Annotated in this window: 20 protein-coding genes and 1 tRNA gene; all 21 read left to right on the forward strand. The window is 69.4% G+C overall.

Translation table 11 applies throughout. From position 1 onward, the window contains the following. Positions 1-35: 35 nt before the first annotated feature. The 21 genes from prmB to nuoG all read left to right on the forward strand — a co-directional run bounded on the left by prmB (position 36) and on the right by nuoG (position 21,746). Positions 36-1,010 carry a 50S ribosomal protein L3 N(5)-glutamine methyltransferase gene (gene prmB / locus ACJQWL_RS00430; RefSeq protein ID WP_330968630.1) on the forward strand — a complete coding sequence of 325 codons (975 nt, stop codon included), beginning with the start codon at positions 36-38 and terminating at the stop codon, positions 1,008-1,010. Between the two features lie 196 nt (positions 1,011-1,206). Then, positions 1,207-2,313, forward strand: a complete 1,107-nt coding sequence (aroC, locus tag ACJQWL_RS00435; RefSeq protein ID WP_330968629.1) for a chorismate synthase — start codon at positions 1,207-1,209, stop codon at positions 2,311-2,313. Positions 2,314-2,419: 106 nt separating this feature from the next. Beyond that, the gene (locus ACJQWL_RS00440; RefSeq protein ID WP_330968628.1) at positions 2,420-3,442 is read left to right on the forward strand and encodes an aspartate-semialdehyde dehydrogenase; all 1,023 of its coding nucleotides are present in this window, start codon (positions 2,420-2,422) and stop codon (positions 3,440-3,442) included. A gap of 119 nt (positions 3,443-3,561) precedes the next feature. Then, positions 3,562-5,415, forward strand: coding sequence for a type IV pilus assembly protein FimV (locus tag ACJQWL_RS00445; protein WP_411300659.1), 1,854 nt, complete (start codon positions 3,562-3,564; stop codon positions 5,413-5,415). A gap of 57 nt (positions 5,416-5,472) precedes the next feature. Continuing rightward, positions 5,473-6,267 carry a tRNA pseudouridine(38-40) synthase TruA gene (truA, locus tag ACJQWL_RS00450; protein WP_330968619.1) on the forward strand — a complete coding sequence of 265 codons (795 nt, stop codon included), beginning with the start codon at positions 5,473-5,475 and terminating at the stop codon, positions 6,265-6,267. After that, positions 6,264-6,923: a phosphoribosylanthranilate isomerase gene (locus ACJQWL_RS00455; protein WP_330968545.1), complete on the forward strand. Its 660-nt coding sequence runs from the start codon at positions 6,264-6,266 to the stop codon at positions 6,921-6,923. The genes truA and ACJQWL_RS00455 overlap by 4 nt, the downstream gene beginning before the upstream one ends. A gap of 126 nt (positions 6,924-7,049) precedes the next feature. Then, entirely contained in the window at positions 7,050-8,267 is a 1,218-nt protein-coding gene (gene trpB, locus ACJQWL_RS00460) for a tryptophan synthase subunit beta (protein ID WP_330968546.1), read from the forward strand. An 83-nt stretch (positions 8,268-8,350) separates the two neighbouring features. After that, entirely contained in the window at positions 8,351-9,163 is an 813-nt protein-coding gene (gene trpA / locus ACJQWL_RS00465; protein ID WP_330968547.1) for a tryptophan synthase subunit alpha, read from the forward strand. A gap of 346 nt (positions 9,164-9,509) precedes the next feature. Beyond that, positions 9,510-10,403 carry an acetyl-CoA carboxylase, carboxyltransferase subunit beta gene (gene accD / locus ACJQWL_RS00470; RefSeq protein ID WP_330968548.1) on the forward strand — a complete coding sequence of 298 codons (894 nt, stop codon included), beginning with the start codon at positions 9,510-9,512 and terminating at the stop codon, positions 10,401-10,403. Then, positions 10,400-11,743, forward strand: coding sequence for a phosphoglucosamine mutase (glmM, locus tag ACJQWL_RS00475; RefSeq protein WP_330968549.1), 1,344 nt, complete (start codon positions 10,400-10,402; stop codon positions 11,741-11,743). Before accD ends, glmM begins: the two co-directional genes overlap by 4 nt. A gap of 51 nt (positions 11,744-11,794) precedes the next feature. After that, a complete protein-coding gene (locus ACJQWL_RS00480) occupies positions 11,795-12,745 on the forward strand; it encodes an isopenicillin N synthase family dioxygenase (protein WP_330968550.1) in 951 nt (316 codons plus the stop codon). Between the two features lie 122 nt (positions 12,746-12,867). Further along, positions 12,868-13,617 (forward strand): triose-phosphate isomerase, encoded by a 750-nt coding sequence (tpiA, locus tag ACJQWL_RS00485; RefSeq protein ID WP_330968551.1) that lies wholly within the window; start codon positions 12,868-12,870, stop codon positions 13,615-13,617. Positions 13,618-13,665: 48 nt separating this feature from the next. Continuing rightward, positions 13,666-14,088, forward strand: a complete 423-nt coding sequence (gene secG, locus ACJQWL_RS00490; RefSeq protein WP_330968552.1) for a preprotein translocase subunit SecG — start codon at positions 13,666-13,668, stop codon at positions 14,086-14,088. A gap of 159 nt (positions 14,089-14,247) precedes the next feature. Next, positions 14,248-14,332, forward strand: a tRNA-Leu gene (locus tag ACJQWL_RS00495). Positions 14,333-14,507: 175 nt separating this feature from the next. Next, positions 14,508-14,864: an NADH-quinone oxidoreductase subunit A gene (locus ACJQWL_RS00500; RefSeq protein WP_330968553.1), complete on the forward strand. Its 357-nt coding sequence runs from the start codon at positions 14,508-14,510 to the stop codon at positions 14,862-14,864. Continuing rightward, complete coding sequence (locus ACJQWL_RS00505; protein WP_330968554.1) at positions 14,855-15,427, forward strand: NuoB/complex I 20 kDa subunit family protein; 573 nt, start codon at positions 14,855-14,857, stop codon at positions 15,425-15,427. The genes ACJQWL_RS00500 and ACJQWL_RS00505 overlap by 10 nt, the downstream gene beginning before the upstream one ends. A 1-nt stretch (position 15,428) precedes the next feature. Further along, positions 15,429-16,166: an NADH-quinone oxidoreductase subunit C gene (locus ACJQWL_RS00510; RefSeq protein WP_411300660.1), complete on the forward strand. Its 738-nt coding sequence runs from the start codon at positions 15,429-15,431 to the stop codon at positions 16,164-16,166. Continuing rightward, on the forward strand, positions 16,163-17,494 hold the full coding sequence (locus ACJQWL_RS00515) for an NADH-quinone oxidoreductase subunit D (RefSeq protein ID WP_411300661.1): 1,332 nt from the start codon (positions 16,163-16,165) through the stop codon (positions 17,492-17,494). The genes ACJQWL_RS00510 and ACJQWL_RS00515 overlap by 4 nt, the downstream gene beginning before the upstream one ends. A 13-nt stretch (positions 17,495-17,507) precedes the next feature. Further along, positions 17,508-18,035, forward strand: coding sequence for an NADH-quinone oxidoreductase subunit NuoE (gene nuoE, locus ACJQWL_RS00520; RefSeq protein ID WP_330968556.1), 528 nt, complete (start codon positions 17,508-17,510; stop codon positions 18,033-18,035). Further along, entirely contained in the window at positions 18,035-19,414 is a 1,380-nt protein-coding gene (gene nuoF / locus ACJQWL_RS00525; protein WP_330968557.1) for an NADH-quinone oxidoreductase subunit NuoF, read from the forward strand. Before nuoE ends, nuoF begins: the two co-directional genes overlap by 1 nt. Before the next feature lie 103 nt (positions 19,415-19,517). Beyond that, on the forward strand, positions 19,518-21,746 hold the full coding sequence (gene nuoG / locus ACJQWL_RS00530; RefSeq protein WP_330968558.1) for an NADH-quinone oxidoreductase subunit NuoG: 2,229 nt from the start codon (positions 19,518-19,520) through the stop codon (positions 21,744-21,746). The last annotated feature ends 2 nt before the right edge of the window (positions 21,747-21,748 follow it).

The following is a 21,748-nucleotide window of genomic DNA, read 5'->3' on the forward strand; positions in this document are numbered from 1 at the left end:
GCTATAATCGCCGGCCCTCCAGTGAATGCGCCGACATGTCCGCAGGCCCCGCCCGCAGCGCCGCTGCCAATGCCGCCGATTTCGATGTCGCCGACGTGCGGTTCGAGCAGCTGACCATCGTCGACCTGATCCGCCATGGCGGCAGCCGCTTCGCCCAGGCCGGCCTGACCTTCGGCCACAGCTACGACAACGCGCTGGACGAGGCCACGCAGCTGGTGCTGCACGCGCTGCACATGCCGCATGACTTGAGCCCGGTTTACGGCGCCTCGCGGGTGACGACCGCCGAGAAGGCCCGGGTGCTGGCGCTGTTCGAGCGCCGCATCAACGAGCGCATCCCGGCGGCATACCTGACCGGCGAGGCGTGGTTCGCGGGCCTCAGCTTCAAGTCCGACCCGCGCGCGCTGGTGCCGCGCTCGCCGATCGCCGAACTCATCGAGACCGGTTACGAGCCGTGGCTGGGGGGTCGCGAGGTCGGACGCGTCCTGGACCTGTGCACCGGCTCGGGTTGCATCGCCATCGCCACCGCGCACTACCACCCGGAATGGGACGTGGTCGGCGCGGACATCAACGTGGACGCGCTCTCGCTGGCGCGGGAGAACAAGGCGCGGCTGCACGCCGACAACGTCGAACTGCGCCAGTCCGACCTGTTCGCGGGCCTGCAGGGCGAGGTGTTCGACCTGATCGTCACCAACCCGCCGTACGTCACCCACGCCGAGACCGATGCATTGCCCGCCGAGTACGCGCACGAACCCGAACTGGGCCTGCGCGCCGGTGACGACGGCCTGGACCTGGCGCTGCGCATCCTGCGCGACGCCCCCGACCACCTGTCCGGGCACGGCCTGCTGGTCTGCGAAGTCGGCGAGGCCGAGCGCGCGCTGGTGGCGCTGCTGCCGGAGCTGCCGATGGCCTGGGTGGAGTTCAAGGTTGGCCAAATGGGAATCTTCGTGGTCGAGCGCAGCGACCTGGTCGAACACCACGCCCGCATCAAGGCACTGGCCGACGCGCGCTGAGCGCCGTGCCGGGAGCGGCTTCAGCCGCGAACCCACGACGCCCCAGACCGGTGTAGGAGCGACGTAAGTCGCGACGGCGAATCCACACATACCGGGCGGTCGCGACCCGTTGCACCCTTGGCGGGGCATCGCGGCTGAAGCCGCTCCTACAATGGGTTCGTACCGATTCGCCGGGTTGCCCTCAAGCGGAGTAGCGATGGCCAGCAACACGTTCGGAAAGCTGTTCGCGGTGACGACCTTCGGCGAAAGCCACGGGCCGGCGATCGGCTGCGTCGTCGACGGGTGTCCGCCCGGGCTGCCGATCGCGCCGGAAGACTTCGCGCATGATCTGGGGCGGCGGGCGACCGGCAAGTCGCGGCACACCTCCCAGCGGCGCGAGGCCGACGAGGTGGAAATCCTCTCGGGGGTGTACGAGGGACTGACCACCGGCACCCCGATCGGGCTGCTCATCCGCAACACGGACGCGCGCAGCAAGGACTACGCCGCGATCGCCGCGCAGTTCCGTCCGGGCCATGCCGACTACACCTACTGGCACAAGTACGGCATCCGCGATCCCCGCGGCGGGGGGCGATCAAGTGCCCGCGAGACCACGATGCGGGTGGCCGCGGGCGTCATCGCCCGCAAATGGCTGGCCGAGCACCACGGCGTGCACATCCGGGGTTTCGTCTCGCAGATCGGCTCGCGGCGCCTCGAAGCGGTGCCCGACACCATCGAAGCGTTGGGCGAGGTCGAGGGCAATCCGTTCTTCTGGCCCGTGGCCGCCCAGGTGCCTGCGCTGGAGGCCGCCATGGACGCGCTGCGCAAGTCCGGCGATTCGGCCGGCGCCCGCGTGGAGGTCATCGCCGAGGGCGTGCCGCCCGGCTGGGGCGAGCCGGTCTACGGCAAGCTGGATGCCGAACTGGCCGCAGCGCTGATGGGGATCAATGCGGCCAAGGGGGTGGAGGTCGGGGCGGGCTTCGAAGCCGTCGCCCAGCCTGGCAGCATCCACCGTGATCGCATGGACCCGGGGGGCTTCGCCTCCAACCACGCCGGTGGCGTGCTGGGCGGAATCAGCAGCGGGCAGTCGCTGCGATGCGCGGTGGCATTCAAGCCGACCTCCAGCCTGCGGCTGCCGGTTGCCGGACTGGACGTGGACGGGCAGGCGGTCGAGATCGTCACCACCGGGCGCCACGACCCGTGCGTCGGCATCCGTGCCGTGCCGATCTGCGAGGCGATGGTCGCGCTGGTGCTGATGGACCAGGCCCTGCGCCATCGCGCCCAGTGCGGCGACGTGGGTCCGATGTCGCCGCGCGTGCCCGGATAAATAGCCGATCTTTTTTGGGAGCGACGTACGTCGCGACCCTCGAACGACCAGCATTTCCGAGTCGCGACTCACCTCGCTCCTACAAGAATCCATAGAGACGAACCACATGAGCAAGACCTACAACGTCGCCATTGTTGGCGCCACCGGCGCCGTCGGCGAGACGATGCTCAAGATCCTTGCAGAGCGCGAGTTCCCGATCGGCAAGCTCGTGCTGCTTGCCAGCGAGCGCTCTGCCGGCGAAAAGGTCGAGTTCGGCGCGCGCCAGGTCGTGGTGCAGGACCTGGCCACGTTCGATCCGGCCGGCATCGACATCGCCCTGTTCTCCGCGGGTGGCAGCGTCTCGCGGGCCTATGCGCCGAAATTCGCGGCCGCCGGGGCGGTGGTGATCGACAACTCCTCGGCGTTCCGCCAGGACGAGGACGTGCCGCTGGTGGTCGCCGAGGTCAACCCCGACGCGATGAAGCAGCGCCCGCGCGGCATCATCGCCAACCCCAACTGCTCGACGATGCAGATGCTGGTGGCGCTGGCGCCCATCCACCGCGAGGCCGGCATCGAGCGCATCAACGTGGCGACCTACCAGTCGGTGTCGGGCACCGGGCGCAAGGCGCTGGAGGAGCTGGGCCGGCAGACCGCGGGCATGCTCAGCTTCCAGGACGCCAAGCCGGAGGTGTACCCGGTGCAGATCGCCTTCAACGTGATCCCGCACGGTGGCGAGTTCTGCGACAACGGTTACACCACGGAGGAAATGAAGCTGGTCTGGGAAACCCGCCGCATCCTCGGCGACGAGTCGATCCAGGTGAACGCCACGGTGGTGCGGGTGCCGGTCTTCTACGGGCACTCGGAGGCGGTGCACATCGAGACCCGCGAGAAGATCGGCGCGGCGCGGGTGCGCGAGCTGTTGCGGGCCGCGCCCGGCGTGGAAGTGGTCGACGAGCGCGAGGGCGGCGGATACCCGACCCCGGTCACCCATGCCTCGGGGAACGACCCGGTGTACGTGGGCCGCATCCGCGACGACATCTCCCATCCGCGGGGCGTTTCGCTGTGGGTGGTGGCCGACAATATCCGCAAGGGCGCCGCGCTCAACGCGGTGCAGCTGGCCGAGCTCGTCATCGCCGAGCGCGCCGGCTGAACCCGGCAACGTCCGATGGATTGATGCCCTCGCGCCACCCATGCGTGGCGGGCACGCGCATTGCCGCGATGGACCGCGGTCGCTAGAGTCGCGGCTTGGGGAATGCAGCGGGAGTGCGCGTGAAGCGATTGTTGCGGTCGGCGTTGATGGTGTCCCTGGCGCTGGCCAGCGGGGCGGCGTCCGCGCTCGGCCTGGGCCAGATCCAGCTCAAGTCGGGGCTGGGCGAGCCATTGCTGGCGGAAATCCCGATCATCTCCAGTGACCCCACGGAGCTGGAGCGCCTGCGCGCCGGCCTTGCCTCGCCGGCCACGTTTGCCCGCGTCGGGCTGCAGCCTCCGGAGGGAATCGTCGCCGACCTGCAGTTCGCCTCGGCGCTGGACGCCCGCGGCAACCCGGTGATCCGGGTGACCAGCACGCAGCCGATCAACCAGCCGTTGCTGACCTTCCTGATCGAGGTCGACTGGGGCCAGGGCCGCCTGGTTCGGGAATATTCCACCCTGGTCGATGCCCCCCGCACGGCCGCCGCGCCCCTGCAACCGCCGATCCAGGCGCCGCAGGCCGCGCCGTCGAACGCCATCGTCCGCGAGCCCACGGTGCCCGTGGAGGCCACGCCCGATCCTGCTCCCGAACCTGTCGTCGCCGAGGACCCGGCGCCCGTTGCCGCCACGCCCGCCGAGCCCGCGCCGGCCGCCGCTGCTGCACCCATTGCCACCGCGCCGGCACCGGTGGCCGATCCCGTCCCCGGCATCGATGGGGGACGCTACGACGTGCAGGCGGGCGACACGCTTTCGGCGATCGCCGGGCGAATCGACGGCGGCAACATCAACCAGGCCATGATCGCGCTGCTGCGCGCCAACCCTGCGGCCTTCATCGACGGCAACGTCAACCTGGTGAAGGCCGGTGCGGTGCTGCGGATCCCCGATGCGGCCGACATGGCGCAGGTCGACGCGACCGAGGCGGCAGCACTGGTGCGCACGCAGACGCGGCAATGGCGCGAGGCGGCCGCCGCGGTCCCGCAGCCGGCGGTGGCCGCGGCAGGCGAGGCCGGCGCGGCGCCCGGTGCGCGCACACCCGCCGTCCGGCGTACGGCCGATGCGCGTTTGGAAATCAGTCCGCCCGGCGCAAGCGACGCGTCGACCGCGGGGACCCAGTCCGGCGCAAGTGCCGGGGGCGAGGGCAACACCATGCGACAGGAACTGCAGACGACCCAGGAGACGCTCGCCGCGCGCGACGCCGAGCTGGTGGAGATGAAAAGCCGGCTGGCCGAGCTGGAAAAGCTCCAGCAACAGCAACAGCAGCTGCTGGAAATGAAGGACAGCGAGCTGGCCGCCGCGCAGCAGCGCCTGGCGCAGTCCAACGACGCGCAGGCTTCGATGTCGGCGACCCCGTGGCTGGTGGGCGGCGGCATCGTACTGCTGATCGCCCTGCTGGGCTGGTGGTGGGGGCGTCGTCGCGCCGCTACACCCGTGTTCAAGGCCCCACCTGAGCGCAGGTCCAGCCTTGCCGATGCGTTCCCGTCGGGTGCGTTAGCCGTGGGGGGGCAACGCGCCGCTGACCCGGTTGCGCCGGACCCGGTGGAGTCGGCCAGGGAGGGCGATACCGTCAATGAGGAACCGGCGGTTGAACCGGCCACTGCCGAGGCGCGCGACGCCGCACCGGAACTCCCTGCCGCGGCGGTCACTGCTACGACGGCGGCATCGCGCGAAGACCCGGCGTTGTGGGATCGCCGCGAGCGCGACCCGCGTCCCCGTGGGCGCGCACCGACGTGGCACGACGGCAGAGAGGGCGGCGCGGTGGCGGCGGCCAGCGCACCGGTCGAGGCGGCCTCGGGCCATGACCGCCTGGAGCTGGCGCGCGCCTACATCGCGCTCGGCGACCACGGCAGCGCCAGGCAACTGTTGGAGGAGGTCGCCGCCCAGGGCGACGCCGACGCCCGGCAGCAGGCCGAGCGGATGCTGCGCGACCTCGCCTGATCCGTGGATGGCACGGCACCGGGCGACGCGTCATCGAACCCGCTGCGGCGGTTCGCGATGGGGGTCGAGTACGACGGCTCGGCGTTTTCCGGCTGGCAGAGGCTGACCCGTCCCGGCGAGGAAGGCCGGCGCAATGAAGCCACCGTGCAGCAGGCGGTCGAGCAGGCGCTGTCGTTCGTCGCCGGTCGCCGCACCGACGTGGTCTGTGCGGGGCGCACCGATGCGGGCGTCCACGGGGCCTGCCAGGTGATCCATTTCGATGGTCCGGCCGGGCGCGACCCCCGGGGCTGGACACTGGGGACTACCTCGAGACTGCCGCGCCCGGTCTGCGCGCTGTGGTGCGTGCCGGTGGGCGACGGCTTCCATGCGCGCTTTTCCGCGCGTGCGCGCAGGTACCGCTACCGGATCCTCAACCGACCGGTACGGCCCGCATTGGGTCGCGACGTTCTGACCTGGGAGCGTCGCACGCTGGATACCACCGCGATGCACCGCGCAGCGCAGGCGCTGGTGGGCGAGCATGATTTCTCCGCGTTCCGCACCGTCCACTGTCAGGCCCCGCACGCGCGGCGCGACCTGCAGTCGATCGAAGTGTCGCGGGAAGGGGAGGTGGTCCAGGTGCAGGTCCAGGCCAACGCGTTCCTCCACCATATGGTCCGGAACATCGTGGGCAGCCTGCTGATGGTGGGGCGTGGCGAGCAACCCGAGAACTGGGTGTCCCAGGTGCTCGAAGGCCGCGACCGCACCCGTGCCGGGCCCACTGCACCCCCCGACGGACTGGTGTTCGTCGGTCCGCTGTATCCCGCCGCCTGCGGGCTTCCCGATGCGGTCACCCTGACGAGCGCCGTGCCATGAACCGAACCCTGTTCCGTACCCGAATCAAGTTCTGTGGTTTTACCCGGCCCGGCGACGTGCGCCTGGCGTGCGAGCTGGGGGCCGATGCGATCGGGTTCGTGTTCGCCCCCGGTAGCTCGCGCCGCATCGCCCCCGAGGAGGCACGTGCGATGCGCCAGGCCCTGGCGCCGCTGGTGGATGCAGTCGCGCTGTTCATGGACAACCCGGTCGAGGAGGTCCGTGAGGCGGTGCGCCAGGTGCGGCCCAGCCTGTTGCAGTTCCACGGCGGGGAGGACGATGCCTTCTGTCGCGGCTTCGGCGTGCCCTACATCAAGGCCATCCCGATGGGGAGCGAGCTGGCCGAACAGCACCCCGCGAACATCCATGTGCGCTACCCGTCCGCATCGGGTTTCCTGTTCGACAGCCACACCGCGGGGACGTCGGGCGGCAGCGGCGCGGTGTTCGACTGGTCGCGGATCCCGGCGGGCGTGCAGAAGCCTTTCATTCTGGCCGGTGGCCTGCACGCGGGAAACATCTTCGACGCGATCATCGGCACGCTGCCGTGGGGCGTGGATGTTTCCAGCGGCATAGAAGGCGAGCCGGGCCTGAAGGACGGCGAGAAGATGCGCCGGTTCGTGGAGGAAGTGCGTCGGGCGGACTGCGCCCAGCTCGACTGAGTGCGGCCGCGGCGGAACGCTTCGTCGCGTCGACACGCGGCAGGGCCGGCCCGCCGATCGCCTACACTCGCCGGCCGGCTCGCTGCCGGCTTCGCCGTTCCCGAATCCCCCCTCAAGGTGTCAAGCATGGCCGCCACGCCGCTCCTGGACTTCCACGCCTACCCGGATGCAGCGGGCCACTTCGGCCGCTACGGCGGTCGCTTCGTCGCCGAAACCCTGGTCGGGCCATTGCAGGAACTGGCCGCGGCCTACGACGCGGCGCGCGTGGACCCGGCGTTCATCGCCGCCTTCGAACGCGACCTGGCGCACTACGTGGGCCGGCCCAGCCCGATCTACTTCGCCGAGCGCCTCAGCCGCGAAGTGGGTGGCGCGCGCATCCTGCTAAAGCGCGAAGACCTCAACCACACCGGCGCGCACAAGATCAACAACACCATCGGCCAGGCCCTGCTGGCAAGCCGCATGGGCAAGACCCGGATCATTGCCGAGACCGGCGCCGGCCAGCACGGCGTGGCCAGTGCCACCGTTGCCGCCCGGCTGGGGCTGGAATGCGTGGTCTACATGGGCGCGACCGACATCGAGCGGCAGAAGATCAACGTCTACCGGATGAACCTGCTGGGTGCACGGGTGGTGCCGGTGGAGAGCGGCTCGGCCACGCTCAAGGATGCCCTGAACGAGGCAATGCGCGACTGGGTCACCAATGTCGAGGGCACCTTCTACATCATTGGCACCGTCGCCGGTCCCGATCCGTACCCGCGCATGGTGCGCGACTTCAACGCCGTGGTCGGCCGCGAAGCACGCGAGCAGATGCTGGCCGAATATGGCCGGTTGCCCGACGTGGTGACGGCATGCGTGGGTGGCGGAAGCAACGCGATCGGGGTGTTCCATGCATTCCTCAACGACGCCGGCGTGCGCCTGGTGGGCGCCGAAGCGGCCGGTGACGGGATGGACACGGGGCGCCACGCGGCCTCGCTTGCCGCCGGCCGGCCCGGCGTGCTGCACGGCAACCGCACCTACGTGATCTGCGATGACGATGGCCAGATCACCGAGACCCATTCGGTGTCGGCGGGCCTGGACTACCCGGGCGTCGGCCCCGAGCACGCCTTCCTGAAGGACACAGGCCGTGCGGAGTACGTCGGGGTCACCGACGACGAGGCGCTGGCAGCGTTCCACCGCCTGTCGCGAACCGAGGGCATCCTGCCGGCGCTGGAGTCCAGCCACGCGATAGCCCAGGCGATGAAGCTCGCCCGCGACCTGCCTTCCGACGCGCTGGTGCTGTGCAACCTGTCCGGGCGCGGCGACAAGGACGTGCATACCATTGCCGCCCGCGAGGGCCTGGCGCTGTAAGCGCGGCCAACCTGCCAGTCCGTCCGGGTCGTCCCGGGCCCGTCCTCCCGGTGGCCCATGCCGCTGTCACGAAAAGCCTCGCAATGAACCGCATCGACACCCGTTTCGCGAAACTCAAGTCCGCTCGCCGCAAGGCACTCGTGCCCTTCGTCACCGCCGGCGATCCCGCCCTGGAGGCGACGGTGCCGGTCATGCACGCGCTGGTCGCCGCAGGGGCGGACGTCATCGAGTTGGGCGTGCCGTTCTCCGACCCGATGGCTGACGGTCCGACGATCCAGCGCAGTTCCGAGCGCGCGATCCTGCGTGGCGCAGGTCTGGGCTACGTGTTGGACTGCGTGCGCTCGTTCCGGGGCCTGGATGCGGACACGCCGGTCGTGTTGATGGGCTACCTCAATCCGGTCGAGATCCGAGGTGCCGGGCGGTTCGCCCGCGAGGCGGTCGATGCCGGCGTGGACGGCGTCCTGCTGGTGGACCTGCCCCCGGAGGAGGCGGCCGAGTTCCGCAATGCCTTCGATGCCGCGGGGCTGGCACTGATCCTGCTCGCGTCGCCCACCACGTCCGATGCCCGTTCGGCGCACTTGTGCGAGCTGGCCGCCGGGTACCTGTACTACGTCAGCTTTGCCGGCGTGACCGGTGCAGACCGGCTGGACACGGGTGCCGCGAGCGACCGGCTGATGGCCATCCGACGCCAGGGCAGGGTGCCGGTGGTCGCCGGTTTCGGAATCAAGGACGCCGCCAGCGCGGTGTCGATGGCCCGCCAGGCCGACGGCGTCGTGGTCGGAAGCGCCCTGGTGGCCGCGATGGAAGGCGCCAGTGATGTAGACGACGCGGTGCGCCGCGCCGGAAGCTTCCTTGCCCCGCTGCGTGCCGCCCTTGATGCGGCCGGCGCCGGCTGAACGGATCGTCGGGGCGTGCGCCTGCTGGACCGCCAGGGGCGGCGGGCGGGCAGGCGCTGCCGGACCGCATTAAACTGTGCGGCCGCCCGTGCGCGGGGACGGAGTGGCCGGTCGTCCTGATGGTGTCCACCCGGGCAGGCGCCGCCGCCTGCCGGGCCGGGCGGGGAAGGCCGGCCGCGCGATCCCCAGCGCGCGGTCACCCGTCAGTCTGGCGGCATGCAGGACGGTTGCCCCTCCGCCCGCCCCGGGGCAGGGGCGTTGCTTCGGGCAGGTCTGGCGACCGTGATCCGGGATGCACCGCTGCTGCGGCCCACGCTGAAGTGCTACACGATTGCGAGAACACCAGATGAGCTGGCTCAAGAAACTCATGCCCTCGGGCATCCGCACCGACTCGGGCGCCGCCAGCAAGCGGCGCAGCGTCCCCGAAGGCCTGTGGGAGAAGTGCGACCGTTGTGGCGCCGTTCTGTACCGCCCGGAGCTGGAGGAGAACCTGGAGGTCTGCCCGAAGTGCAACTTCCACATGGCGATCCGTGCACGGGCGCGGCTCAAGTCGTTGTTCGACGACGGCAGCATGCAGGAGATCGCCGCCGAACTCGGGCCGACCGACGTGCTCAAGTTCAAGGACCAGAAGAAATACGGAGACCGGATCAAGGCGGCGCAGAAGTCCACCGGCGAGCGCGATGCGCTGATCGCCATGCGTGGCACGCTCAAGCAGCGCCCGCTGGTGGCGTGCTCGTTCGATTTCGCCTACATGGGCGGCTCGATGGGGTCGGTGGTGGGCGAGCGCTTCGCGCGCGGGGCTGAAACCGCGCTCGAGCTGGGGTGTCCGATGGTGTGCTTCTCCGCCACCGGCGGCGCACGCATGCAGGAAAGCCTGTTCTCGCTGATGCAGATGGCCAAGACTGCCGCGGCGCTGGGTCGCCTGCGCGCGGCCGGCCTGCCGTACATCTCGGTGATGACCCATCCGACCACCGGCGGCGTCTCGGCCTCGCTGGCGATGCTGGGTGACATCAACCTGGCCGAGCCCGAAGCACTGATCGGTTTCGCCGGCCCGCGCGTGATCGAGCAGACCGTGCGCGAGACGTTGCCGGAAGGGTTCCAGCGCAGCGAGTTCCTGGTCGAGCACGGCGCGATCGACCAGATCTGCGACCGCCGCGAATTGCGCGAGCGCATCGCCCAGCTGCTGGCGCTGATGATGAAGCAGCCGGCGCCGCCTGCGGACGAAGAGGGGGTCGAATGAGCCGGCGCTACTTCGGCACCGACGGCATCCGCGGCCGGGTAGGGCAGGGCGCGGTTTCGGCCGACTTCATGCTTCGCCTGGGCAATGCCTACGGCCATGCGATGGCGCGCAACGAGTGGCGCAAGCCGGTGGTCATCATCGGCAAGGACACGCGCATCTCGAACTACATGTTCGAGGCCGCGCTGGAGGCCGGGCTGGTCGCAGCCGGCGTCGACGTCCAGCTGATGGGCCCGATGCCCACGCCCGCAGTCGCCCACCTCACGCGCTCGCTGCGCGCCGATGGCGGCATCGTGATTTCGGCCTCGCACAACCCCCACCATGACAACGGCGTCAAGTTCTTCTCGGCGCAGGGCGAGAAGCTCGACGACGCCACCGAGCTGGCGATCGAGGCCGCGCTGGACGAGCCATTCCGGACGGTGGATTCGGACCGGCTGGGCAAGGCGCTGCGCACCCGCGATGCAATCGGCCGCTACGTCGAAGCCTGCAAGAACGCGGTGCCCCGGGGTTTCGACCTCGGCGGGCTGAAGGTATCGATGGACTGCGCCAACGGGGCCACCTACCAGGTGGGGCCGCTGGTCCTGCGCGAACTGGGTGCGCGGGTCGAGGCCATCGGCGTGGAGCCCGACGGCACCAACATCAATGACGGCGTCGGGTCCACCCATCCGGAAACCCTGGCTGCCCACGTCCTCCAGACCGGCGCGGACGTCGGCATCGCCTTCGACGGCGACGGTGACCGCGTGCTTTTCATCGATGCCGACGGAGCCGTTTGCGACGGCGACGACCTGCTGTACGTGCTGGCCACCGACTGGCTGGCCAGCGGGCGCCTGCGTGGGCCGGTGGTGGGCACGCTGATGACCAACTACGGCCTCGAGCGCGCGTTCGCCGAGCGTGGCATCGGTTTCATGCGTGCGAAGGTGGGCGACCGCTACGTCCACCAGCAGCTGGTGGCCAACGGTGGCGTCCTGGGGGGCGAGGCGTCGGGGCACCTGCTGTGCCTGGACAGCGCCAGCACCGGCGACGGCATCATCAGCGCGTTGCAGGTGCTGGAAGTGCTCAAGCGCCGCGGGCTTTCGCTGCGGCAAGCGCTGGCAGGGCTGGCCCGGGTGCCGCAGAAGACCGTCAACGTTCGTTACGAAGGCAGCGCCAGGCCGGCCGAGGCACCCGGGGTGCAGGCCGCACTGGCCGAGGCGCAGCGTGCCGTGCAGGGGCGCGGTCGTGCGTTCCTGCGCCCGTCGGGGACCGAGCCCGTGGTGCGCGTCACGGTGGAGGCCGATGACGACACCCTGATGCAGGGCACCCTCGACACCCTGGCCGACGCGGTGCGCACCGCCGCAGCCTGAGACTCCCTGGTCCACCACTTTGCCGGGTCGACGAACGGCCCGCTGGATGCCATGAACGCCATTCCCACGCTCGACATCCGCCGATTCACCCAGCCCGCCAGCGCCCCCGACCGGGACGCGTTCGTCGAGGAGCTCGGGGCTGCCTACCGCGAGTGGGGCTTCGCCGGGATCCGTGGCCACGGCATCGAGGACGGCAGGATCCAGGCGTCGTACGACGTGTTCAAGGCATTCTTCGCGCTGCCGGAGGCGACCAAGCTGAAATACCACGTGCCCGGCAGCGGCGGCGCCCGCGGCTACACCCCGTTCGGCGTGGAAACCGCCAAGGGCGCCAAGCACCACGACCTCAAGGAGTTCTGGCACATCGGCCGGGAGATCCCGCGCGATTCCCGCTACGCCGATGCGATGCCGCCCAACCTGTGGCCCGAGGAAGTCGCGGGCTTCCGCGAGCACGGTTACGGGCTGTACCAGGCGCTGGACGCACTGGGCTCGCAGGTGCTGTCGGCGCTGGCGCTGCACATGGGGCTGGCGGCCGACTACTTCGCCGACAAGACCGACTCGGGAAACTCGATCCTGCGTCCGATCCACTACCCGCCCATCACCTCCGACGACATCCCCAACGTGCGCGCCGGCGCCCACGAGGACATCAACCTGATCACGTTGCTGGTCGGGGCCAGCGCCGAGGGCCTGGAAGTGCGCTCGCGCAAGGGCGAGTGGGTGCCCTTCACCGCCGATGCCGACACCATCGTGGTCAACATCGGCGACATGCTGCAGCGCCTGACCAACCACGTGTACCCCTCCACCACCCACCGCGTGGTCAATCCACCCGGCGGCAAGGCGCGCCAGCCGCGATACTCCACCCCGTTCTTCCTCCACCCCAACCCGGACTTCGTGATCGACGTGTTGCCATCGACCGTCACCGCGGAGAATCCCAGCCGGTATGCCGAGCCGATCACCGCGCAGGGGTACCTGGAAGAACGGCTGCGCGAGATCAAGTTGAGGTAGGCGGCTGCGGTGGTGGGTCGATGAGCGAAGTGCACCGGATCGCCCTGGCGGCGATGCGGGTCGAGCTTGCCCGTCCGGATGCGCGCCGCTAGGCTTTCGCGACCTCTTACGTGGGAGCCCACATGCGCCGCAGGATCGTCGCCGGTAACTGGAAACTGCACGGCACCCGTGCGTTCGCCTTCGAACTGCTCGATGCGGTCGCCACGGTTACCGCCGGGGAGGTGGAGCGCATCATCCTGCCGCCGCTGCCCTACCTGGGCGAGCTGGTCGAGCACTACGGTGAACGGGGACTGGCGTTCGGTGCCCAGGATGTCAGTGCCAACCGGCAGGGTGCCTACACCGGCGAAGTGTCGGCGGCGATGCTGGTGGACGTGGGCGCACGTTACGGACTGGTGGGCCACTCCGAGCGGCGGCAGTACCACGGCGAGACCAGCGAACAGGTGGCGGCGAAGTTCTTCGCTGCGCGCGAGGCCGGCCTGACCCCCATCCTCTGCGTGGGCGAGACGCTCAGCCAGCACCAGGACGGGCAGACCGAGTGGCGGATCCAGAAGCAGCTGGCGCCGGTGCTGGAGCAGGGCGGCGCGGGGGCCCTGGATGGCGCGATCCTTGCCTACGAGCCGGTGTGGGCAATCGGAACGGGCAAGACTGCCAGTCCGGAGCAGGCGCAGGCGGTGCATGCATTCATCCGTGGCGAAATCGCGGCGTACGATGCTAGAATTGCGGGCTCGCTGCCCATCCTCTACGGGGGCAGCGTGAAGCCCGACAACGCGGCGGCGCTGTTCTCGCAGCCCGACGTCGACGGCGGGCTGGTCGGCGGCGCATCCCTGGATGCGGCCGGTTTCAACGCCATCGCAACCGCGGCGGCGCCCTGACGCCACCGGCACGTCCGGCGGCCTCCAACGCTAGGCAGAGTCTTCCCGATGCTGTTGTTCCTCAACGTCATCTACGTGCTGGTCGCCATTTCGATGGTCGCCCTGATCCTGATGCAGCGCGGCGCTGGTGCGCAGGCCGGCTCGGGCTTCGGCGGCGGCGCCTCGGCAACCGTATTCGGTTCGCGCGGCGCGTCCAACTTCCTGTCCAAGGCCACCAAGTGGCTGGCGATCACCTTCTTTGCCATCAGCCTGTTCATGGCATGGCAGGCGACCAACCGCGCCGCAGGCGTGGATGCGCCGGCCCAGGACCTGGGCCTGATGTCCGAGGTGCCCGCCGTGACGGCTCCCGCCGTCGACGGCCCGGTCCCCGCGCAGGCGCCGCAGGCCCAGCCCGAGGTGCCCCGGGCGCCAGCGCAGGAAGTGCCCGCCGAGGTGCCGGCAGCGCCGGTCGAGGGTGGCGATACGCAGTAGGCGGGTCAGGCGCCACAGCGGCGCCGCGTTACGCGATAATGCGAGTTCTTGGCGCCCGGCACGGATCGCGGGGTGCGGATCAGCAATGATCGGGGCGAGGTCGGTCGACATGCACGGCCCCGTGGTCAGGACGACCGGCAACACAACTGGATGGCCATTGCCCAGGTGGCGGAATTGGTAGACGCACTACCTTGAGGTGGTAGCGGCTTAGGTCGTGGGGGTTCGAGTCCCCCCTTGGGCACCACTCCAGTGGTGATGCATGAAACAGGCGGTGCGGCTCCCCGGAGGCCGTCCGTGCGTCGTGAAGGCGGGTGTCGCGGGTTCGCGTCCACTGCGCTTCCCTCGCGTTCACCGGCGCCCGGCGCCGAGCCAAGGCCGCGGCAACGCAGCCGTCGCCAAAGACAAGCCGAGAGAGCACCGTGCTGGCCGAATACCTGCCGACCCTGTTGTTCCTGATCGTCGCCGGCGGTATTGGCGTGGCCCTGCTGATCGTGGGCAACGTGCTGGGCCCCAAGAGCCCGAACGCCGAGAAGCTCTCCGCCTACGAGTGCGGCTTCGAGGCCTTCGAGGACGCGCGCATGCAGTTCGACGTGCGCTATTACCTGATTGCCATCCAGTTCATCATCTTCGACCTGGAAATCATCTTCATCGTGCCCTGGGCCACCGTATTCCGCGACCTGGGCGTGCTCGGCCTGATCGAAATGGGCATCTTTGCCAGCATGCTCCTGCTGGGCTTCATCTACGTCTGGAAGAAGGGAGCGCTGGAATGGGAGTGAGCCAGACCATCTCCGGCCTGATGCACAACCCGCTGCCCGAGGGGCGGCTGGACGACATCCTGCGGCCGGAAGCGGACAACCCGGTGATGCAGCAGGGGTTCGTCACCACCAACCTGGACACGCTGTGGAACTGGGCGCGCACCGGCTCGATGTGGCCGATGACGTTCGGCCTGGCGTGCTGCGCGGTGGAAATGATGCACGCCGGTGCCGCGCGACTGGACCTTGACCGCTACGGCGTCGTGTTCCGCCCCTCGCCGCGCCAGTCCGACGTGATGATCGTGGCCGGCACGCTGGTCAACAAGATGGCCCCGGCGCTGCGCAGGGTCTACGACCAGATGCCCGACCCCAAGTGGGTGATCTCGATGGGCAGCTGCGCCAACGGCGGCGGGTATTACCACTACTCCTACTCGGTCGTGCGTGGCTGCGACCGGGTGGTGCCCGTCGACATCTACGTGCCGGGCTGCCCGCCCACGGCCGAGGCGCTGGTCTACGGCATCCTGCAGCTCCAGAAGAAGATCCGCCGCGGCACCAATTTCGGCGACGGCAAGCAGGGCGTGCGCTGACATGGGCCCGACGATGCAGGCATTCGTCGAGCGGTTGCGCGCGCGCTTCGCCGCCGAAGGGCAGGGCGGGGCGCTGTGGGTGGCCGAGCCTCGTGGCGAGGTCACCCTTGACGTCGATGCCGCCGGCTGGCTGGCGGCTGCCCAGGCGCTGCGCGACGAGTTCGGCTTCGACCAGCTGGTGGACGTCAGCGGTGTCGACTACCTGACCTATGGCAGCGACGAGTGGGACACGGAAGTGTCTTCGGAAGGCTTCTCGCGCGGCGTGGAAGGCAAGGGCGCCGGGCGATTCGCCTGGGGCGAGCTGCCCAACGGCGCGGCTGCCGTCCCGGCACGCCGCTTTGCCGCGGTCGCCCACCTGCTTTCGGTCCAGCACAACCTGCGCGTGCGCCTGCGCACGTTCGCACCCGACGACGACCTGCCTGTCGTGGCCTCGCTCACCTCCGTGTGGCCGGGGTCGAACTGGTTCGAGCGCGAGGCCTTCGACCTGTTCGGCATCGTGTTCGAGGGTCATCCGGACCTGCGCCGCATCCTCACCGACTACGGCTTCGTCGGCCATCCGTTCCGCAAGGACTTCCCGTTGATCGGCAACGTCGAGGTGCGCTACGACGCCGAGAAGAAGCGGGTGGTGTACGAGCCGGTTTCGATCGAACCTCGCGTGGGCGTGCCGCGGGTGATCCGCGACGATTCCCGCTACCTGACCGCCGCCGACGAAGCGGCCGCCCGCGAGGTGAAGCCATGAGCACCACCGCCAGCGACGTGCAGCAGCGCGCGCCGCACGCCAGCGTGCAGGCCGGCAACCAGTCTGGCCTGAACACCGCCGAGATCCGCAACTACACGCTCAACTTCGGCCCGCAGCACCCGGCCGCGCACGGCGTGCTGCGCTTGATCCTGGAGATGGACGGCGAGGTCGTGCAGCGTGCCGACCCGCACATCGGCCTGTTGCACCGCGGCACCGAGAAGCTGGTCGAGTCGAAGCCGTTCAACCAGTCGATCGGCTACATGGACCGGCTCGATTACGTATCGATGATGTGCAACGAGCACGCCTACGTGCGTGCGATCGAGACCCTGATGGGGATCGAGGCGCCCGAGCGCGCGCAGTACATCCGCACGATGTTCGACGAGATCACCCGCATCCTCAACCACCTGATGTGGGTGGGCTCCAACGCGCTCGACCTGGGTGCGATGGCGGTGTTCCTGTACGCGTTCCGCGAGCGCGAGGAGCTGATGGACTGCTACGAGGCAGTGTCGGGCGCGCGCATGCACGCGACCTACTACCGTCCCGGCGGCGTCTACCGCGACCTCCCGGACCGCATGCCGCGCTACAAGGAGTCCCCCTGGCGCAAGGGTGCATCGCTGAAGCGCTTTAACGAGTGGCGCGAAGGTTCGTTGCTGGACTACCTGGATGCCTTCTGCGACGACTTCCCCAAGCGCGTGGACGAGTACGAGACGCTGCTGACGGACAACCGCATCTGGAAGCAGCGAACCGTCGGCGTGGGCGTGATTCCGCCCGAGAAGGCGTTGGCGTGGGGAATGACCGGCCCGATGATCCGTGGCTCGGGCATCGCCTGGGACCTGCGCAAGAAGCAGCCCTACGCCAGGTACGACGCGGTGGACTTCGACATCCCGGTCGGCGTCAACGGCGACTGCTACGACCGCTACCTCGTCCGTATCGCCGAGATGCGCGAGTCCACCCGCATCGTCAAGCAGTGCGTGGCGTGGCTGAAGGCCAACCCGGGCCCGGTAATCGTGGACAACTTCAAGGTCGCGCCTCCCTCCCGTGAAGGGATGAAGGACGACATGGAAGCGCTCATCCACCACTTCAAGCTGTTCTCGGAAGGCTACTGCGTGCCTGCCGGCGAAACCTATGCCGCGGTCGAGGCGCCCAAGGGCGAGTTCGGCTGCTACCTGGTGTCGGACGGCGCCAACAAGCCGTTCCGCTGCAAGCTGCGCGCGCCCGGCTTCGCCCACCTGTCGTCGATGGACGAGGTCGTGAAAGGCCACATGCTGGCCGACGTGGTGGCGATGATCGGCACCTACGACGTCGTGTTCGGCGAGATCGACCGCTGAGGGTTCTGGATTAATGAAGGCGACCGGAAATTTCGAGGCCTGTCAGCACGTCGACCCGCAGGTCGCGTTGAATGACAGGACCCGTGCGCACATCGACCACTGGCTGGCCAAGTTCCCGCCGGACCGCAAGCGTTCGGCCGTGCTGCAGGGCCTGCACGCGGCGCAGGAGCAGAACGGCGGCTGGCTGAGCGACGAGCTCATCGCCGCGGTCGCCAAGTACCTGGACCTCCCGCCGGTGTGGGCCTACGAGGTCGCCACGTTCTATTCGATGTTCGAGACCCAACCGGTCGGCCGCCACAACGTGGCTTTCTGCACCAACATCAGCTGCTGGCTCAATGGCGCCGAGGACCTGGTCGCGCAAGCCGAACAGAAGCTGGGCTGCCGGCTGGGCGAGTCCACTGCCGACGGCCGCGTGTTCCTGAAGCGTGAGGAGGAGTGCCTGGCCGCGTGCTGTGGCGCCCCGGTGGTGGTCGTCAACGGGCATTACCACGAAAACCTCGACGCGGCGAAGGTCGACGAGTTGCTTGAGGGGCTGAAGTAATGGCGCACGACACGCACCACGACTACTCCCGGGGGTACGGCCCGGTGGGCCCCGCCCCGTCCGAGCACAGCGTCGTCTACACGACCCTGCACTTCGACACTCCGTGGTCCTACGACAACTACCTCAAGACCGGTGGCTACAGCGCCTGGCGCAGGATCCTCAGCGAGAAGATCGCGCCGGCCGACGTGATCGAGATGGTCAAGCAGTCGGGCCTGCGGGGCCGCGGCGGCGCCGGCTTCCCCACGGGGCTGAAGTGGAGCTTCATGCCCAAGGGCAGTGGCACCCAGAAGTACATCCTGTGCAACTCCGACGAGTCCGAACCGGGCACCGCGAAGGACCGCGACATCCTGCGTTACAACCCGCATGCGGTGGTGGAGGGCATGGCCATCGCCTGCTACGCCACCGGCAGCACGGTGGCCTACAACTACCTGCGCGGCGAGTTCCACCACGAGCCGTTCGAGCACTTCGAGCAGGCACTGAAGGACGCCTACGAGCACGGCTGGCTGGGCAAGGACGTGCTGGGCAGCGGCATCGACGTCGACATCTACGGTGCCCTGGGCGCGGGTGCGTACATCTGCGGCGAGGAAACGGCATTGATGGAGTCGCTGGAGGGCAAGAAGGGCCAGCCGCGCTACAAGCCGCCGTTCCCCGCCAACTACGGCCTGTTCGGCAAGCCGACCACCATCAACAACACCGAGACGTATGCCTCGGTGCCGGCGATCATCCGCAACGGCGCGGAGTGGTTCCTCAACCTGGGCAAGCCCAACAACGGCGGGCCCAAGGTGTTCTCGGTGTCGGGCCATGTCGCCAGGCCCGGCAACTACGAGGTCCGGCTGGGCACGCCGTTCGCCGACCTGCTGGAGATGGCTGGCGGCATGCGTGCCAGCGCCCGGATCAAGGGCGTGATCCCCGGTGGCTCCTCGATGCCGGTGCTGCCGGGCGAGACGATGATGGGCCTGACCATGGACTACGACTCGATCCAGAAGGCCGGCTCCGGCCTGGGCTCGGGTGCGGTCATCGTCATGGACGAGACCACCTGCATGGTGCGCGCCTGCCAGCGCATCTCGCGCTTCTACTTCAAGGAAAGCTGCGGCCAGTGCACTCCGTGCCGCGAAGGCACCGGCTGGATGTACCGCATGCTCACGCGCATCGTCGACAGGCAGGCCACGCTCGAGGACCTGCACATGCTGCGGGCCTCGGCGGGGCAGATCGAGGGACACACCATCTGCGCGTTCGGCGAGGCGGCGGCATGGCCGGTGCAGGGGTTCCTGCGCCACTTCTGGGACGAATTCGAGTACGCGATCGTGAACCGGCGGTTCCTGGTTGACGACCAGCGCGACGGCACGGTGGTGCCGGCGACCAGGGCGGTGGCCGCATGAGCACGGCGCTTCTCCAGCTCCCCGGCCACGTCCGCGCCGGGCGCGCCCGCGTCCAGCCCCTCGACCCGAGGGGCATCGCCGCAATGAACAACGGTGTCGCCGCATGAGCGCCCAACCGGTAAACCCGAACCTGCCGCCCGACCAGGTCACCGTCTTCATCGACGGCGTGGAGATGGCCGCGCCCAAGGGCTCGATGATCATCCAGGCCGCCGACAGGGCGGGCATCCCGATCCCGCGCTTCTGCTACCACGACAAGCTGTCCATCGCGGCCAACTGCCGGATGTGCCTGGTCGAGGTCGAGAAGATGCCCAAGCCGGCGCCGGCGTGCGCAACGCCGGTGATGGATGGCATGCAGGTCACCACGCGTAGCGAAAAGGCGTTGAAGTCGCAGCGCAACGTGATGGAGTTCCTGCTGATCAACCACCCGCTGGATTGCCCGGTGTGCGACCAGGGCGGCGAGTGCGAGCTGCAGGACCTTTCGATGGGCTACGGCCGATCGGTCAGTCGCTTCGCCGAGCGCAAGCGCGTGGTGCCCGACGAGGACATCGGCCCGCTGGTCGCCACCGAGATGACCCGCTGCATCCACTGCACGCGCTGCGTGCGCTTCACCGCGGAAGTCGCCGGCACCTACGAGCTGGGCGGCATGTACCGCGGCGAGAACCTCCAGATCGGCACCTACGACGGCAAGCCGCTGATCACCGAGTTGTCGGGCAACGTCATCGACGTCTGCCCGGTGGGCGCTTTGACCAACAAGGTGTTCCAGTTCCGCGCCCGCCCGTGGGAGCTGATGGCGCGCGAATCGCTGGGCTACCACGATGCGCTGGGCAGCAACCTGTTCCACCACGCGCGCCGCGGCGAAGTGCTCCGCAGCGTTCCGCGCGACAACGACGGCGTCAACGAATGCTGGCTGTCGGATCGCGATCGCTATGCCCACCAGGGCCTGTATGCCGCCGACCGTGCGATGGTGCCCATGGTCAAGGACGCCGGCCAGTGGCGCGAGGCAAGCTGGGACGAGGCGCTGGCGCGGGCGACGCAGATCCTGCGCGACAACGCCGCCGACGGCCTGGGCATGCTGGTCCACCCGGCCACGTCGAACGAAGAGGGTGCGCTGCTCGCGGGCCTCGCCGAGGCGCTGGACACCGGCCACCTTGACCACCGAATCGGCCTGGCCGACCTGTCGGATGGCGCGGTGGCGGAGCGTTTCGCCATGTCCGTCGCCGACATCGAGCAGGCGGACTGCGTGGTGCTGGTCGGCACCGACCTCCGGCACGAACTGCCGCTCGTCAACCACCGCGTTCGCAAGGCCTGGACCCGCGGCGCCAAGGTGCATGCGATCAACCCGGTCGAGTTCGACCAGACCTTCGACCTGGCATCCAAGCAGATCGTGGCCCCGTCGGGGATCGTGAACGCGCTGGGCGACGTTGCGCTGCGCGAGGCGGTGACGGGTGCTAACAGCGCGGTGATCATCGTCGGCGCACTCGCGGAGAGCGGCCCACACGCCGCGTCCATCCGCGAAGCCGCACGCACGCTCGCGCAAGCCAGCGGCGCCGCCGTGTGCCGGATCCCGCAGGGCGCCAACGCGCTCGGGCTGTCCGACCACGGTGTCCTGCCGACGGGCCTGGATGCCCGTGCAATGCTGGCCCAGCCCCGTTCGGCGTACGTGCTCTACGGCATCGAACCCGGCCTTGATTTCGCTGACAGCGCGGGCGCGATGCAGGCGCTGGGTGCGGCGGCGGTGGTGGCCTTCAGCCACTTCGCCTGCGAGTCGACGCTGGCCGTGGCCGACGTGATCCTGCCGATCGGCCTGCTGCCCGAGATCGACGCGACGCTCACCAACCTCGACGGACGCGAGCAACGGGCGGTCCCGGCGGGCGCATTGCCCGGCCAGGCGCGCCCGGGCTGGAAGGTGCTGCGTGCACTGGCCGGCGGGATGGACGCCCCGGGCTTCGATTTCACCGACCTGGCCGGTCTGCGCGCGGGCATTGCCAAGCGTGAGGTCACGGTGTCGCGCTCGGACGCGCCCGGCAACGCGGACGAGGGCCTGGAAGTGGCGGTGAGCATCGGCATCTACCGCACCGACGCCACGGTCCGGCGCGCTGCCGCGTTGCAGGCGCACCCGTTGAACCATGGGCCGCGGGTGGTGTTGAACCCCGCCGATGCCGGGTCGACGATCGGCGAGGCCACGGTCGGGCGCTTCAGCACCGCGATGGGCACTGCCACCGTGCCGGTGATCCTGAGCGACAAGGTCGCCCCGGGCACGGCGTGGGTCGAAGGCGGGCACGGTGCAACCGCGCCGCTGGCTTCGGCCCGCATCCAGGCAGGGAGGGGTTGAGC

It is taken from the genome of Novilysobacter viscosus, assembly GCF_046600715.1.
GTDB lineage: Bacteria > Pseudomonadota > Gammaproteobacteria > Xanthomonadales > Xanthomonadaceae > Lysobacter_C > Lysobacter_C viscosus.

What these genes read in the sequence shown, in the direction of transcription:
- prmB (WP_330968630.1), top strand. Translation starts at nt 36, where the DNA reads ATGTCCGCAGGCCCCGCCCGCAGCGCCGCTGCCAATGCCGCCGATTTC.
- aroC (WP_330968629.1), top strand. Translation starts at nt 1,207, where the DNA reads ATGGCCAGCAACACGTTCGGAAAGCTGTTCGCGGTGACGACCTTCGGC.
- ACJQWL_RS00440 (WP_330968628.1), top strand. Translation starts at nt 2,420, where the DNA reads ATGAGCAAGACCTACAACGTCGCCATTGTTGGCGCCACCGGCGCCGTC.
- truA (WP_330968619.1), top strand. Translation starts at nt 5,473, where the DNA reads ATGGGGGTCGAGTACGACGGCTCGGCGTTTTCCGGCTGGCAGAGGCTG.
- ACJQWL_RS00455 (WP_330968545.1), top strand. Translation starts at nt 6,264, where the DNA reads ATGAACCGAACCCTGTTCCGTACCCGAATCAAGTTCTGTGGTTTTACC.
- trpB (WP_330968546.1), top strand. Translation starts at nt 7,050, where the DNA reads ATGGCCGCCACGCCGCTCCTGGACTTCCACGCCTACCCGGATGCAGCG.
- trpA (WP_330968547.1), top strand. Translation starts at nt 8,351, where the DNA reads ATGAACCGCATCGACACCCGTTTCGCGAAACTCAAGTCCGCTCGCCGC.
- accD (WP_330968548.1), top strand. Translation starts at nt 9,510, where the DNA reads ATGAGCTGGCTCAAGAAACTCATGCCCTCGGGCATCCGCACCGACTCG.
- glmM (WP_330968549.1), top strand. Translation starts at nt 10,400, where the DNA reads ATGAGCCGGCGCTACTTCGGCACCGACGGCATCCGCGGCCGGGTAGGG.
- ACJQWL_RS00480 (WP_330968550.1), top strand. Translation starts at nt 11,795, where the DNA reads ATGAACGCCATTCCCACGCTCGACATCCGCCGATTCACCCAGCCCGCC.
- tpiA (WP_330968551.1), top strand. Translation starts at nt 12,868, where the DNA reads ATGCGCCGCAGGATCGTCGCCGGTAACTGGAAACTGCACGGCACCCGT.
- secG (WP_330968552.1), top strand. Translation starts at nt 13,666, where the DNA reads ATGCTGTTGTTCCTCAACGTCATCTACGTGCTGGTCGCCATTTCGATG.
- ACJQWL_RS00505 (WP_330968554.1), top strand. Translation starts at nt 14,855, where the DNA reads ATGGGAGTGAGCCAGACCATCTCCGGCCTGATGCACAACCCGCTGCCC.
- ACJQWL_RS00510 (WP_411300660.1), top strand. Translation starts at nt 15,429, where the DNA reads ATGGGCCCGACGATGCAGGCATTCGTCGAGCGGTTGCGCGCGCGCTTC.
- ACJQWL_RS00515 (WP_411300661.1), top strand. Translation starts at nt 16,163, where the DNA reads ATGAGCACCACCGCCAGCGACGTGCAGCAGCGCGCGCCGCACGCCAGC.
- nuoE (WP_330968556.1), top strand. Translation starts at nt 17,508, where the DNA reads ATGAAGGCGACCGGAAATTTCGAGGCCTGTCAGCACGTCGACCCGCAG.
- nuoF (WP_330968557.1), top strand. Translation starts at nt 18,035, where the DNA reads ATGGCGCACGACACGCACCACGACTACTCCCGGGGGTACGGCCCGGTG.
- nuoG (WP_330968558.1), top strand. Translation starts at nt 19,518, where the DNA reads ATGAGCGCCCAACCGGTAAACCCGAACCTGCCGCCCGACCAGGTCACC.